The organism is Flavobacterium anhuiense, from assembly GCF_004151235.1.
Lineage (GTDB): Bacteria > Bacteroidota > Bacteroidia > Flavobacteriales > Flavobacteriaceae > Flavobacterium > Flavobacterium anhuiense_A.
The window spans coordinates 1-14,027 of record NZ_JUIV01000022.1; the positions used below are offsets into that span (position 1 = coordinate 1).

The window sequence follows — 14,027 nt, forward strand, 5'->3', positions numbered from 1 at the left end:
GAAGCATGGATTTTGGCGGAAGCGCTTTGAACAAATTCTACAATAGCGATAACATTCCCAACAAAGGCTCTAAAAGAATGACTTCAGATGTGTTTGCTTTAGCCACTTCAGTGCTTTTTCAGAGCGGCGTGCAGCATTTTGCTTTGGCGCCTAATAATTTATATGATGCTCCAGACTGGGCCATAAAATTTATGAAGGAAGTGCCGACAGTCTGGGATGAAGTCCGCTTTTTGGAAGGATATCCAGGCAAATATGTTGTGCTGGCCAGACGAAAGGGGGCAAAGTGGTATATCGCCGGAATTAATGCGCAGAAAGAACCTTTGGAACTAAAATTAAAGCTGCCCATGATCTCGGAGGGCACCACTCTTAGATGTTATCAGGATGACGAATTATTAAATGGAAAAATTATGGACATTAAATACAGATCAAAGATTGGAGTGCCCATAAAAGTTCCCTGTAATGGCGGTGTTCTGTTAACCAATTAAAATCTTTAGGGCTCATTATGGATTTATTCAGAATTGAAGCAATAAATAGCGAATATATTTTAGCATAATCTTACTAATTAAAATAACTTAAACCAAATGAAATTTATTTATCGATTAATTTTCCCGCTGTTTTTCTGTGCGGCCGGCTACGCCCAGAAATATGAGAAAAACAATCTGGGAATCAAGACGCAAGCAGATGGAAATACAATAGAAATTCAGTTTTACACTCCTTCCATTGTAAGAGTTGTAAAATATCCAACAGCGGGAGTCTATTCCAAAGAAAGCCTTTCAGTAAACGTGAAACCGTCGGCAACTCTTTTTACAGTAAAAAGCCAAAACAGCCAATTGGTTTTAAAATCCGAAAGTTTGAATGTTACGGTGCAGTTTCCAACTGGAGAAATCTCATTTGCAAGTTCAGACCGGATTTTGCTTCGTGAGAAAAAACAGGGAACAAAATTTAAACCCGTAAAAGATACCGATACCGATTCTTATACCGTTTATCAGGCATTTGATTTGGAGAAAGAAGAACCTATATATGGTTTAGGACAGCACCAGAGGGGAGATTTAAACCAAAGAAATCAAAATTATCGTTTGGAACAGGGAAATACAGAAGATGCTGTGACTTTTTTTCAGTCGGTAAAAGGGTATGGCCTTTTTTGGGATAATTATGCTCCGACAGAATTTAAAGACAATGCCAATGGGACATCTTTTGAATCTCTTGTGGGCGATGGGGTAGATTACTACTTTATGTATGGTAAAAATGCCGATGGAGTGATCTCGCAAATGAGAAAGCTAACCGGAACAGTGCCTATGTTCCCGCTTTGGACCTATGGTTTCTGGCAGAGCAAAGAACGCTATAAGAGCCAGAATGAATTAGTAGGTGTAGTAAAAAAATACCGTGAACTGGGAGTGCCTTTGGACGGAATAATTCAAGACTGGCAGTATTGGGGGAATAATTATCTGTGGAATGCGATGGAGTTTCTTAATCCTGAATTTTCCGAGCCTCAAAAGATGGTGGATGAAATTCACGGTCTGAATGCCCATATGATTATTTCGATCTGGTCTTCATTTGGACCCAAAACAAAGCCTTATAATGAGCTGAATAGCAACGGAATGCTGTTTGATTTCCTAACTTGGCCAGAATCGGGCAGCGAAATTTTTCCACCAAAAAAAGATTATCCTTCGGGAGTGCGCGTTTATGACGCTTACAACCCAAAGGCAAGAGACATTTATTGGAAATATGCAAGTGAAGGCCTTTTTGCAAAAGGAATTGACGGCTGGTGGATGGATTCCACAGAGCCGGATCATCTTTGGGTAAAGCCGGAAGATTATGATACCAAAACATATTTTGGAACTTTCAGAAAAGTGCGAAATGCTTATCCCCTTATGGCTGTGGGCGGGGTTTACGATCATCAGCGAAAAGAGACTTCAGATAAGCGGGTTTTCATTCTAACAAGATCTGCTTTCGCTGGCCAGCAGCGTTATGGTGCCAATACATGGACAGGAGACGTAGAGTCTAGTTGGGAAAACCTACGTGCACAGATTCCGGCGGGACTTAATTTTACCCTTACAGGCATGCCACATTGGAATTCAGATATTGGAGGTTTTTTTGCTGGTGCTTATAACCAAAAAGGAGAAGTTTCAGGAGCGGATAGCCCTTTGTTTCGCGAGCTTTATGTTCGTTGGCTGCAATTTGGAGCTTTTAACCCGATGATGCGTTCTCATGGTACAGATATACCTCGCGAGATCTATAATTTTGGTCAGAAAGGCGAACCGGTATATGATGCGATTGAGAAATTTATAAATCTGCGTTATTCCCTGTTGCCTTACATTTATTCGGTATCATGGGAAGTAACCCATAAAGATTCCAGTTTTATGAGGGCATTATTTATGGATTTTGCCGCCGATTCTAAGAGTTGGGATGTTAAAGATGAGTTTATGTTCGGAAAATCTATTTTGGTTGCACCGGTGGTTCAGGCCCAATATACACCCGAAAAAATAAAAGAAAGCCAGAATCAAAAGCAGAGTATAGATTTTACAGCAGAAAAATCAAGAATCGTTTATCTTCCTGTTGGAAGCGGCTGGTACGATTTCTGGACAAATGAAAAACTGCAGGGCGGTAAGGAAATTACCAGAAAAACAAAGCTGGATATGATACCGCTGTTTGTTAAGGAAGGCGCTATTATTCCAATGGGACCTCAAGTGCAGTTTGCTGAGGAAAAAAAATGGGACAATCTTCAAATAAAAGTATATCCGGGAAAGGATGGTTTCTTTACCCTTTATGAAGATGAATTTGATAATTACAATTATGAAAAAGGTGCCTATACAGAAATTGATTTTACATATAATGATAAGCTGAAAAAATTAACGCTTTCAAATAGAAGAGGACAGTATAAAGGGATGCTATCTGAAAGGACTTTTAGCATTGTGCTGCCAGATGGCACTAAAAAAGTTTTGGTTTATAAAGGAAAAAAAATAGAATGTAAACTTTAAGCAAGGAAGATATGCAGTTAAAAAGGACATGTTATGCCTGCGATCTGATTGATGATCCGGAACTTATAGAAGAATATAAAAAGTATCATCTTGCAGAAAATGCACGCCCTGAAATCACGAAAAGCATTAAAGATGCTGGAGTAGTGTCTATGGAAATTTACCTCTTAGGCAATAGATTATTTATGATTATGGAGGTGGATGAAACTTTTACTCCCGAGAGGAAACAGCTGATGGATATTGCAAATCCTGATGTTCAGAAGTGGGAGCAGCTAATGTGGAAATTTCAGCAGGCGCCTCCTTTAGCAAAACAGGGAGAAAAGTGGCTGAAGATGGAGCAGATTTATAGCTTGCCGTAACGCTTATTTTGCTGATAAAAATTAAAATTGAGGACTTTGAGGTTCTTGTAAAACTAAACCATTCTGCATTTTAAATGCAGAGTCGTTTAGTTTTTTTGATTGTAAACCTCAAAACATTAACTTGTTTTGGAGGTTCTGTCGAATCTAAGCTAAGTTTTATCTTTGTCTTTTTAAACTCTTAAACTCATGAATACTAAGACCATTGCTATCCAAAGTCTATTATTTTGGCATGCCGTATATTTTATTATGTTTACATTAAGCTATCGGCATGTTGAAGAGATCATGAATATGCGATGAGTTCTGTTGATCATGACGTTATTCAGCGCTGGGTTTATAAATTTACGCTTTTGGTTGAGTCAGAGATGAAGAGGAGAAGGGAGAATGGGGAGAGTTGGAGATCGGAGGGAACCTATATCAATGTAAAAGGTGTTTGGTGTTAATATTATTTTTAGATTTAATATTTTTTTTGGAGCTTTTTCCGCTATATGTTCCACCCGAGCGCTAGAGAACTGGCGAAGCAATCTTTTGTGCGTAGCCTCGGCACAAAAGGATTTCCACTGCTATTGAGGTCTAGGGCTGCTTAGGAGCTCGGCTGTTAGATAAATAAATAAGCAGGATTATAAAAAAATGGCGCCAATTGTCTTCAATTGGCGCCATTTGGCAGTGTGGTGACCCTTACTGAACAATTTACAAACCATTTTATGAATGATTTAAAGAAATTGGCTTATTTTCAAGTGAATTTATAAGATAATTATTTTGTTTTTTAATTCAATAGTAGTTTGTATGTCCTGTAGAGGTTAAATGTTAAAAAGTGTTAAAACAAAGGGGGGTTTTAATTTATTTAAGCAGTAATAATTTTTATAAATTCTTGCAAAAGATAATTTAGAATTGCCTAAAGGAAACAAGTTGGTTTTTAGTAAAATTATGCAATAAATAAATCGAAGATCATTCAGATTAAAATTTGGTGAGGATATTAGAGTTTCCATTGAGGCTAAAAATTAACTTATTTATTGGTTTTGTACTTGGAAAATTTGTGAATAAGGGAAAAATCTCGCATCTTTAATTTCAAAACTCGTTTAGCGCCAGAACGTTATCTCTAATTTGAATCAACACCATCTTAAATTTAATCATTAAAAAAATATGAAAATTTTTAGCTACTTGATTTTGTTAATTTTCACCGCAAATATAACTAACGCTCAAAATCCAATTTCTTATCCCAAAGACACTGCTATTTCAAAACCGGAATTAAACTTTGAAGTGTTATGGCATACTTTCGAAGACAACTATGCCTTCTTTAAGTTAAGGAATATTGACTGGCATGCCACATATCAAAAATATAGACCACTGATAAACGCTAATACTTCTGATGATTCTTTATATACAGTTTTTTCTCAGATGCTGGCTCCTTTTAACGACAATCATATCAATGTTATCGTTCCGGGAATAAAACAATTCAAATCCGTGAAACCTTCGCAGTTCGTAAAAGAGTTCCCAACGGATAGTTTGCGTAATGAGTTTTGGCAAATGGTAAATTCTTCCTTATCGCAAAAACATTTTACAGCATTGCAATACGCAGGTCCTGAATTTAATCATGTACCTCTGTTTGCTTATTCGACTTCAAATGGTATAGGATACCTGCGTTTCAACAGATGCTTCGTTGATCAAGATTCTGATAATGTGCCTGATGCAGTAGTTGCAGGTAAACTATTGGATACACTGTTTGCAAGTTTTAAAGATGTAAAATCAATTATCGTAGATGTGAGAGATAATATTGGGGGAAATGATGAATTTGCTTATGAAGTTGCTGGCAGATTTACAGCTAATAAAGTAATTGGGATGCATAAAAAAACAAGAATAAGAAAGGGGGGATATGAAGATTTTGGGCAACTTGAAACATGGTACACTGAGCCTAAAGGTGTTTTTCAATTTACAAAACCTGTAGTAGTCCTAACGAATGACAAAACAGTAAGCGCAGGAGATTTATTTGCTTCTATAATGAGAGAACTGCCCAATGTAAAAATTGTTGGATCAAACACACGCGGCATTTACTCAAATATGTATGGTTTTACGCTTCCTAATGGTTGGCTTATTTCCCTCTCTAATGAGCGATACTACGACAACAAAATGATTTGTTATGAAGGAATCGGCGCACCTGTTGACATTCATGTTCTAAATACCCAAAATGATTTGCTAAACATGAATGACCCTGTATTAGATATGGCTATCAAAGAACTATTAAAACAGAAATAAATCAATTTTCAACCGCAATTGAACAATAATATTTAGTAAAAAAATTACGATAAACCAAAAGAGAAAAAAAATCCTATATCCTTAACGGGATTTCGAACCATCGTTCAGCTTCGATTAAATCTCTGATAGCGCCACTTTACGACTTTTTATTTCAAACAGACTAAGAATTTCCTATGGAAAAATCTAACCATAGAATGTTAAGTCGTATAGGCTTGAAAAATCTACACATTAGGGTATAAAAAAAAGAGACAACTATTAATTAGTTGTCTCTTTTTGTGACAGGGACAGGACAAATTTCAACATCTTTTTTGGATGATTTAAAGAAATTGGCTTACTATATTTGGTGTCTGTCTTTCATTGTCTTTGTAAATTTGGTTTAGATGTCCTTTCGGGTATTGATTGAAAATATATTTGATTTCCCAAATAATATTTTAATAATTATTGTTTTCAAATAAGCATTAGTTAAATAGGTAACTTTACCTGTTTTTTTATTCTTTTCAGATTTTATCAATACAATTCTGGATGTATCTACCGCCAAAAGAAATAAATCAAAGGTTTTCTTTTTTCTAATGCCGTATCCCGGAGAACTTTTCCAGCTGTCCGGGATCTAACATCAAAGGATGATAATGGAATTTTTTTTGACTCTCGTTAAGACTGCACCTGATTTGAAGTTTCAGGCAAGTCTTCTCTTTTGCCTGATGGCTTATCTGTATTTGATATTGATGCTTATTATATCAGAAGCCAGGTCATTGGATCTATTGTAATGGCCGTAGCGTATCTCCAGTGTATTCCAGTGTTTCAGTCCAAAAATACCGTCAGGCGGGGTAAATTTTAACCCCATTCCCACAAAACTGCTGTTGAATTTCGATAAGTCATAGTTGCTAGTGTAATACTCATCTGCGGCAGTATGTTCGCCGTATGGTTTGAAATACTTAGCCGCACTCTGAGAGTAATACCTGTAGAACGGGCTGAGCGAAAAAGCCTGGGTCAGTTTTACAGGAATTTCAAGATCAGCAGTATGCGCTTTTAGATTCCAGTCATCGGTATAATAGCGGTAATAGGCCCTTATGATGATGTTGTCCCCCATAAAATAGCTGGCCCTGATTCCGAGAGGAATTTTAAAACGCGTATCGGGCATTTTTTCCTGATGCACTGAGCCATCTGCAAAATAAACCCTGTGGAAGGGAAGGCTTAAATACCCATTCTGGCTGATTACATCCCCGACAAGCATTACCTGAAGCCTTTGATTGATAACCTGTGAGTAGCTCAAGGTTCCGGCAAAGGTGTTTCTGTTGGCACTGCCATAACCTTCACTGCCAGGATCTCTAAGCTCTATAGGCTCAATAAGCTTCAGCTGGTCGATAAAAGTTTGGAAGCGTGCCGTAAACTCTCCGTTCCTGTCTTTTGTTTTCTGAGAAAAACTGATGTTTCCCCCAAAGGACTGGTAGTCAAACTCAGTGGAAGAAGAAACGCCAATACCAATAGTGCGGCCTTTCTGTTCGTTCTCTCTAAGATAGGTCAGCGATGGATAAAACCTGTTATCTGATGAAGAGGCTGAAGAGTTGGCACTCAGGTCGATCATATCAGAAGAGGCAGAGGTATAGTGGTCAATTCCCGCTTCGATGTCAAAGGTATGCTTGATGCCTGTCTGCCCATATTTGATCAGTCTGACATCAATGGTGTTGGCAATATCGGTAAGCTTCTGGGTTCCGATGCCTCCAGTTACGGCGGAATGATCGCCATTCTGGCTGTAATAGCTCGATACGAGATTTACCTCTTCAACTTTAAGCTTTCTGCTTTTATAGCCTGTAGAATCAACTGGGATATCCTGCGCTCTTGACTGGAACAATGCCAGCAACGCTGCTCCTGTAAGAAATACTCTTTTCATCTTTAATAAGGCATAAAATTAATTGCATCCGCAGCCTCCGCCGCTTTTTCCTCCATTTGCCCCGGAAGCTCCTTCTCGGTAGGATTGGAAACTGAGTTCCGTTTTTTCGATTTTCCTGTTCGAAAGCACCATTTCAGAATCGTTGAGTTTTCCTTTCTGGTATTCCTTTACACTGGTACAGGAACCAAGCAGCAGGCCCGCAAGAGCGGCACTGCATAACAATGCGAGATTTTTTTGCGTTGGCTTTTTCATTTCAGATTAATGTTTTTGGATGTGTAGATCTTATTGCTCTCGTCAATTATAATACAATATAAATCAGGAATCTGATCTATTAGGAATAATCCAGCCCTGATGCCCATAACAGCTATGGGTGTAGCCATGGCATCTGCAAATTCCGCGTTTGAGGCGATAATAGTGACGCTTTTTATTCCTCTTATCGGAAGGCCTGTTTTTGGGTCAATTGTATGCGAATATTTTTTGCCGTCTATAGTTATGTACTTTTCATAGTTTCCCGAAGTGGCCACCGCTTTGTCGGATATCTCCATGTAGGAGAATGCGGCATTGGGAGAGTCCGGATCTGCCACTCCGATTGTCCACTTCCGGCCGTCGGGTTGCAGCCCCCAGACAGAAAGGTCTCCGCTGGCATTAATGATGCCGCTTTGCACGCCCCGCTTAAGCAAGACCTGTTTGGCCATTTCGGCGGCATATCCTTTTCCGATTCCTCCAAAGCCTATCCTCATCCCTTTTTCCCTTAGAAAGACTGTCGTGTTTTCCCTGTCAAGGATGATTTTTCGGTAATCGATCAGATGCACCATCTTTTTTGCAGTCTGCACATCGGGCAATTTGGTCATGGCCCTGTCAAAATTCCAAAGGCTTTTGTCTATGCTTCCATAGGAAATGTCAAAGGCGCCCTGGGTGATCTTTGAAATGCCGATGGACCTTTCGATGAGGTTGAAGACTTCCAGATCGACTTCAACTGGCCTGATTCCCGCATTCTCATTTATGAGATTGGTCTGGCTGTCTTCTTTGTAAGTAGTCAGAAGTTTTTCAATCCGCCTGATTTCTTCAATAGCCAGGCTGATATTCTCATTTCCTGTTTTCTCATTATGTGCGACAACCGTAATGGTAAAGCTGTTGCCCATGAGTTTTAGGGACTGGGAATATTTTTTATTTTCAGATATGTTATTTTCGGCTCTCACAGATCGCTTTTATTTCGGCTGTCCACTCATCAGGAGTCGTTTCCGGTTTTCCATGCCAGGTTTTGATTACCTTGCCATCTGCGTCCAGAAGAAGCGTAAGAGGAAAACTTCCTTCCTTATTATAAATTTCGGCTAAATCCTCGTTTCGCTTTACCTGCTCTGGAGTTCCAATATTTTTCTTTTTTCTTGGAAAATCAGCATTGACAAGTACTAAGTTTTCATTTGCCATAGCAGTAAAAACTGCGCTTTCTAGATAGTTCTTGCGCGTCACGATACAAGGTCCGCACCAGTCAGAACCCGAGAAATTCAAGAGGATTAATTTGTGTTTTTCTTTTGCAGTTTTTTTTGCATTATTAAAGTCAGGTTCCCAGTTTATGGAAAGCGTCATTGTCAGTGCAAGGAATATAGTTATCAGTTTCATTTTTTTTTTTTTTTTGTATATACGAAATAACGAAAAGCATGGTTTGTTATTTTTGCGGCTCGCTTAAGATTGGATTAATATTTTTAAGTGGTTACAAGCCCTGTTTTCTTGTTTCAGGCAGTCTGGACTCCAAAAATATATCCGACCAGGGCTGAGGCAGCCATAGCAAAAGTACCCCAGATGCAGATCCGAAGGACTGATTTAAGGATATTTGAGCCTCCAGCCTTAGCGGCAAGAATCCCTGAGAAAGCCAGAAAAAGAATTGAAAAGGCATATTGGCAGAAAATCATGTCTTTAATGGGGGCAAAAATTGCTACCAGCAGGGGAAGAAAACCTCCAATAATAAAAGATACCGCCGATGCAAATGCAGCTGCTAGAGGATTGGCCTGCGTGATTTCGTTGATCCCCAATTCATCCCTTGCATGTGCTTCAAGGGCGTCATGAGCCATCAATTCAGAGGCCACCTGCCTAGCCAGTTCTTCATTCAGCCCCCTTCGTATATAAATCTCCGCTAATTCTTCAAGTTCCTCTTGCGGCATATTCTGCAGTGCCAATTTTTCCCTTTCGAGATCAGCTGATTCAACATCTGATTGCGAACTGACCGATACATATTCCCCGGCAGCCATGGACAGCGCGCCTGCAACCAGTCCAGCAACTGCAGCAAGCAGAACAGGCTCTCTGGCTGTGCTTGCCGCTGCGACGCCAATCGTAAGACTGGTGGTTGAAAGTATCCCATCATTGGCTCCAAGTACTGCCGCCCGGAGCCAGCCGCTTCTGTTAATATAATGAACCTCAGATTCCATAATTTTTATTTAGCAGTTTTACCCAGTCACGGTCTTCAGAGGTTTTTTCTGTGCCTCCAAAATTGTTTTTACACTGTTTATTTTTTTATCTATGCCTGTAAGGGCTCTCTGCACATGGTCTTTATCAGCAATGCTCATTTTAGCCGGCTTGAAATTCATAATAAAATTAACTTAAATCCTTTTTGGATATGAGAATAATACCATTAGAATGATTCTAAATTTAATAGGAAATTATATTTATATTGTATATCGTTCTTTGTTAGCCCAAAATTAAAAGGAAGATTCCTACTGCCGTGTGAGATTTATGCAAAAAAAAGAATGTCTTATGAAGTGCTCTTTCAATTATACCCGGCTTGCCTTTTTTGCCTGCCTGTCTTCCTGCCTGCGTGAAAATGCTGGCTGGCACTAGATGGAACAGGATTGAGGCGCAGGATAAACATGCGGTCTGTTTTACGCAGACCGAAATGGAGCAGTTCAGGGCTTTTATGGAGATTTATCGACTAAATTTCCCTGGACTGCATTATTTTTGAAAAAGCCTGCAGATAAAATCATTTTTCAAATAATCCATCCTTTTCCATTGCTTGACTATATCTATAGTTTCCTGGGGCATTCTTGGGCCTCCTTTAGGCATCAGCACACTATTGCCGTTTTCCAGGGAAATTCGGATAATGAGGCTTCGTTTTAAAACAGCATCTTTGACTTGGGCATATGTGACAAGAGATATAGGGGCACCGTTTGTAGGAACCGCCGCATGGCAGACAATGCAGTTATTGTCAATAATTGTTTTTACATCCTTGTCATATGTTACTGATCCGGCAGGCGCGCTGGTGTTCATTGGAGCGGAGGAATCATCATTTGAGCAGCCTGCAAGGATTATGGCGGCTAATAAAACGGCACATGCTTTTTGTAGTTTCATAACGTGTTTTTTTAGTTTACAAAGCAGACTTGATTTTCATCTCAAGGAATGCTTTTCACCTATATACGTCAAAATTTATTTTACAGATTTTAAGAAGTACTTTTTTTATCCATTCAAATTCAGATTAAGACTTTTACGGGCTGTATAAAAAATAGAGCGTGAGGGATGCTGTTTTTATCGTATCTGATGCTGGGGAAAAGATTCAAACTATTTAAAATAATTCTAAACTAAAGTTTTCTTTTTACTTGTTAAAACCATCCTAAAAAAGTTTCCGTATATGACCTTAAATCTAACCGCTATAAAAATCACATATGAAAATCAACAAGTACATCAAAAAAGCACTTTGGATCGCAATGGGAATTACGGTCCTATTTTCGGCAATTCTTCTTTTCCATATCATTACTGCCAAGCCTGCGGTTTATGAAACTCCAAACCTGCAGGTGAGCCGGATTGATTTCAAGGAAGCTATCGATTCTGCGCAGGCCATACAGATTTGCGCTGATCTGAGATCCATTAAAGGGCTGACCTCAGATTCCATCATTATCAAGAGAAACGTGGTGGTTTATTTCCATAATAACAGAATCACCAATTCGAAAAAGATCTATGCGCAGCTGATGGCCAAAAGGCATTATGATGCCCAGCCTTATATACTGCCTGAAAATCTGGCTTCCAAAGAAGTTTGTCCTATGGACCAAAACAGTCTGGGCTATAAGTTGTCCCAGAAGATCAATCATTTTTTTAATTAACCCTTTAAATATAATTGTTGTGAAAAATTATTCTAAAATTGCCTTAAGCGTGTTATTCCTTTCAGCAGCTGTTTTTACATCCTGCAGCAATGATGATGAGACTCCGGCTCCTGTAAAAGCATCCATATATGAGCGATTGGGAGGCACTAAAATGGTCGCAGATCCTGATAATTCAGGACAGATGATCGAGCAGGGGCGCTTGAGCTTCCGTAAAGTGGTCAATTCAACCATCGGATTGATAGTTGCCGATATTCAGTCCAATGCATCAGGAAACCTGCAGGCTCATTTTGCACCCCTTTTGGCCGAAACCGGAACAACCCAAGCTACAAATATTGCAAAATTATCCGATAACCTGACTGATTTCTTTTCATTCAACACCGGAGGCACCAATGCAGTAAATACGTATTCGGGCCTGAGCATGGCGGCGGCGCACAACCCTGCGACAAATCCTAGAATGGGAACAAAATCCAGCAGTGCGGACTATACAAAATTCGAAGGTTATGTGGGAGCGGCGGCCAATGCGAACGGCGTTGCCTCAAACACAGAACTCTATACGGATATTGTGGCAGTTTTGGAATCATTGAGAACGCCTATCGTCCAAAAATAAGTAATCTTTCCAAAAAAACGCCGCCTTTTTCTGCGGGTGGCGTTTTTGTTTTAAACATTTTTTTATTCCAAAATGAGCATGCCTGCCTAAAGAAACCCCTTTTCAGTATAAATTTCTTTTATGCCATCTTTGGCCATATCATGATACATGGATTGAAATGATTGCCACGGGCTTTGCCTTGGAGCCGTTTATCGGCATACCTGCAAAAACATCATTGCGAATTGATGTTATAACGCAGACTTCCCTAAATTGTCGAATCTTAAATTAAAGTTATCCCATGGAAAATTTTAAGCTGTCCCAAAACACGACCTTTTACGCCTTAGGATTAAGCTATAAAAAAGCAGATGCCCTGATCAGGGGAAAATTCAGCCTGGACCCTAAAGCACAGACTGAACTGCTGGCGCAGGCTAAAGATGAAGGAATAGAGTCATTACTTGTGATTTCCACCTGCAACAGGACTGAAATCTATGGCTGGGCTTCTCATCCCTATGAATTGATAAAACTGCTTTGCAGCCATACAAAAGGCAGCGTGGAGGAATTTCAGCAGTCTGGCTACATCTATAAAAATAACGAAGCCGTGAGCCACATGTTCCGGGTAGGGACAGGCTTAGACAGCCAGATCCTGGGTGATTTTGAAATCATCAGCCAGATTAAGACTGCTTTTAACCACAGCAAAGAGAAAGGTTTGGCAAACACATTTCTGGAACGTTTGGTAAATACTGTAATCCAGGCAAGCAAAAAAGTTAAGACAGAGACAAAAATTTCTTCCGGCGCTGCATCGGTTTCTTTTGCATCGGTGCAGTATATAATCCAAAATGTCGCAGATGCCGGGAATAAAAATATTTTGCTGTTCGGAACAGGAAAAATAGGCAGGAATACCTGCGTAAATTTATTAAAGCATACTAAAAACAGACATATTGCCCTTATAAACAGAACAAAACACAAAGCTGAATTACTGGCGCGAAGACTGAATGTCATCGTAAAGGATTACTGCAATCTGAAAGAAGAACTGCAGCGGACAGATGTGCTGGTTGTGGCTACAGGAGCACAAAGCCCCACTATTGACAAGACATCGCTTGCCCTGCATAAACCCTTATTAATTCTGGACCTGTCCATTCCGTGCAATGTAGATTCCGATGTGGAAGAGATACCCGGTGTAACTTTAATACATCTGGATCATTTATCTCAAATTGCCGATGACACGCTGGAAAGAAGAAAACAGCATATTCTTGCTGCAGAAGCCATTATTGAGGATATGAAATCAGAACTGAATACATGGGTAAACGGCCGAAAAAGCGCACTGACCATCCATGCATTAAAAACCAAACTGAATGATATTGTGTCGGCTGAGTTTGCTTTTCAAAAGAAGAAAACAATCAATTTTGATGAAGTTCAGATGGATTTGATCAGTTCGAGGATTATCCAAAAATTAATAGGCCATTTTGCAAGCCATTTAAAAGACGAAAATACGTCATTGGACCAGAGCATTGAATTTATTGAAAAAGTATTCCAAATAGGGCAGTTTGCACCAGGTAAATCTTCTTCACCAATTGAAGAAAAATACAAAATCGATCTGTCATAAAAATAAACTGGAATTCAAAGGCCAGGCAGACCAGGCAGACCAGGCAGACCAGGCAGACCAGGCAGAGCCGGGCATATAGGGCATATCTATAAATGATGCGCTTCAGGTGTTTTTTTGAAGCGGAATTCTTATGCTGATTTTTTGTTTTTTTAGGTTTGTTTTTTTGGGAGCTTTTTCCCGCTATTCGCTTCAATCTTCTGCGCCGAACCCCGGCGCAAAAAGGATGTCCGCTGCTATCGGGGCCATTTTGTGCTTTATTTTAGTGAGGAATAAATCAATTT

At 39.5% G+C, this 14,027-nt stretch carries 13 protein-coding genes; 7 read left to right on the top strand and 6 right to left on the bottom strand.

The genetic code is table 11. From position 1 onward, the window contains the following. The 4 genes from NU08_RS19645 to NU08_RS19660 form a co-directional block, all read left to right on the top strand. The coding region (locus NU08_RS19645) for a glycoside hydrolase family 97 C-terminal domain-containing protein (protein WP_207214083.1) at positions 1–485 on the top strand (485 nt) is incomplete at its 5' end. A 96-nt stretch (positions 486–581) separates the two neighbouring features. Beyond that, the gene (locus NU08_RS19650; protein WP_129748770.1) at positions 582–2,978 is read left to right on the top strand and encodes a TIM-barrel domain-containing protein; all 2,397 of its coding nucleotides are present in this window, start codon (positions 582–584) and stop codon (positions 2,976–2,978) included. Between the two features lie 11 nt (positions 2,979–2,989). Next, entirely contained in the window at positions 2,990–3,334 is a 345-nt protein-coding gene (locus tag NU08_RS19655) for an L-rhamnose mutarotase (protein ID WP_129748771.1), read from the top strand. A 1,140-nt stretch (positions 3,335–4,474) separates the two neighbouring features. After that, complete coding sequence (locus tag NU08_RS19660) at positions 4,475–5,584, top strand: S41 family peptidase (protein ID WP_129748772.1); 1,110 nt, start codon at positions 4,475–4,477, stop codon at positions 5,582–5,584. Positions 5,585–6,287: 703 nt separating this feature from the next. On the opposite strand, the gene NU08_RS19665 is transcribed toward NU08_RS19660, so the two are convergent. From NU08_RS19665 to NU08_RS19690, 6 genes are all read right to left on the bottom strand, one after another. Continuing rightward, entirely contained in the window at positions 6,288–7,472 is a 1,185-nt protein-coding gene (locus tag NU08_RS19665) for a DUF3570 domain-containing protein (RefSeq protein WP_129748773.1), read from the bottom strand. Positions 7,473–7,490: 18 nt separating this feature from the next. After that, on the bottom strand, positions 7,491–7,724 hold the full coding sequence (locus tag NU08_RS19670) for a DUF4266 domain-containing protein (protein WP_129748774.1): 234 nt from the start codon (positions 7,722–7,724) through the stop codon (positions 7,491–7,493). Beyond that, positions 7,721–8,671, bottom strand: coding sequence for an FAD:protein FMN transferase (locus NU08_RS19675; protein WP_242502606.1), 951 nt, complete (start codon positions 8,669–8,671; stop codon positions 7,721–7,723). The genes NU08_RS19670 and NU08_RS19675 overlap by 4 nt, the downstream gene beginning before the upstream one ends. Further along, complete coding sequence (locus NU08_RS19680) at positions 8,655–9,092, bottom strand: thioredoxin family protein (RefSeq protein WP_129748775.1); 438 nt, start codon at positions 9,090–9,092, stop codon at positions 8,655–8,657. Before NU08_RS19680 ends, NU08_RS19675 begins: the two co-directional genes overlap by 17 nt. Positions 9,093–9,205: 113 nt before the next feature. Beyond that, positions 9,206–9,895, bottom strand: coding sequence for a VIT family protein (locus tag NU08_RS19685; protein WP_129748776.1), 690 nt, complete (start codon positions 9,893–9,895; stop codon positions 9,206–9,208). A gap of 520 nt (positions 9,896–10,415) precedes the next feature. Next, the gene (locus NU08_RS19690; RefSeq protein ID WP_129748777.1) at positions 10,416–10,811 is read right to left on the bottom strand and encodes a hypothetical protein; all 396 of its coding nucleotides are present in this window, start codon (positions 10,809–10,811) and stop codon (positions 10,416–10,418) included. A gap of 311 nt (positions 10,812–11,122) precedes the next feature. Here NU08_RS19690 and NU08_RS19695 point away from each other — a divergent pair, with 311 nt between their 5' ends. From NU08_RS19695 to hemA, 3 genes are all read left to right on the top strand, one after another. Continuing rightward, entirely contained in the window at positions 11,123–11,557 is a 435-nt protein-coding gene (locus NU08_RS19695) for a hypothetical protein (protein ID WP_129748778.1), read from the top strand. Between the two features lie 19 nt (positions 11,558–11,576). Further along, positions 11,577–12,164 carry a hypothetical protein gene (locus NU08_RS19700; protein ID WP_066034731.1) on the top strand — a complete coding sequence of 196 codons (588 nt, stop codon included), beginning with the start codon at positions 11,577–11,579 and terminating at the stop codon, positions 12,162–12,164. Positions 12,165–12,441: 277 nt separating this feature from the next. Next, positions 12,442–13,746, top strand: a complete 1,305-nt coding sequence (gene hemA, locus NU08_RS19705; protein WP_129748779.1) for a glutamyl-tRNA reductase — start codon at positions 12,442–12,444, stop codon at positions 13,744–13,746. Positions 13,747–14,027 lie beyond the last annotated feature (281 nt).

Excerpts from the sequence above, each read along its gene's own strand:
- NU08_RS19685 (WP_129748776.1), bottom strand. The coding sequence starts at position 9,895 with ATGGAATCTGAGGTTCATTATATTAACAGAAGCGGCTGGCTCCGGGCG.
- NU08_RS19690 (WP_129748777.1), bottom strand. The coding sequence starts at position 10,811 with ATGAAACTACAAAAAGCATGTGCCGTTTTATTAGCCGCCATAATCCTT.
- NU08_RS19665 (WP_129748773.1), bottom strand. The coding sequence starts at position 7,472 with ATGAAAAGAGTATTTCTTACAGGAGCAGCGTTGCTGGCATTGTTCCAG.
- NU08_RS19655 (WP_129748771.1), top strand. The coding sequence starts at position 2,990 with ATGCAGTTAAAAAGGACATGTTATGCCTGCGATCTGATTGATGATCCG.
- NU08_RS19680 (WP_129748775.1), bottom strand. The coding sequence starts at position 9,092 with ATGAAACTGATAACTATATTCCTTGCACTGACAATGACGCTTTCCATA.
- hemA (WP_129748779.1), top strand. The coding sequence starts at position 12,442 with ATGGAAAATTTTAAGCTGTCCCAAAACACGACCTTTTACGCCTTAGGA.
- NU08_RS19695 (WP_129748778.1), top strand. The coding sequence starts at position 11,123 with ATGAAAATCAACAAGTACATCAAAAAAGCACTTTGGATCGCAATGGGA.
- NU08_RS19660 (WP_129748772.1), top strand. The coding sequence starts at position 4,475 with ATGAAAATTTTTAGCTACTTGATTTTGTTAATTTTCACCGCAAATATA.
- NU08_RS19670 (WP_129748774.1), bottom strand. The coding sequence starts at position 7,724 with ATGAAAAAGCCAACGCAAAAAAATCTCGCATTGTTATGCAGTGCCGCT.
- NU08_RS19650 (WP_129748770.1), top strand. The coding sequence starts at position 582 with ATGAAATTTATTTATCGATTAATTTTCCCGCTGTTTTTCTGTGCGGCC.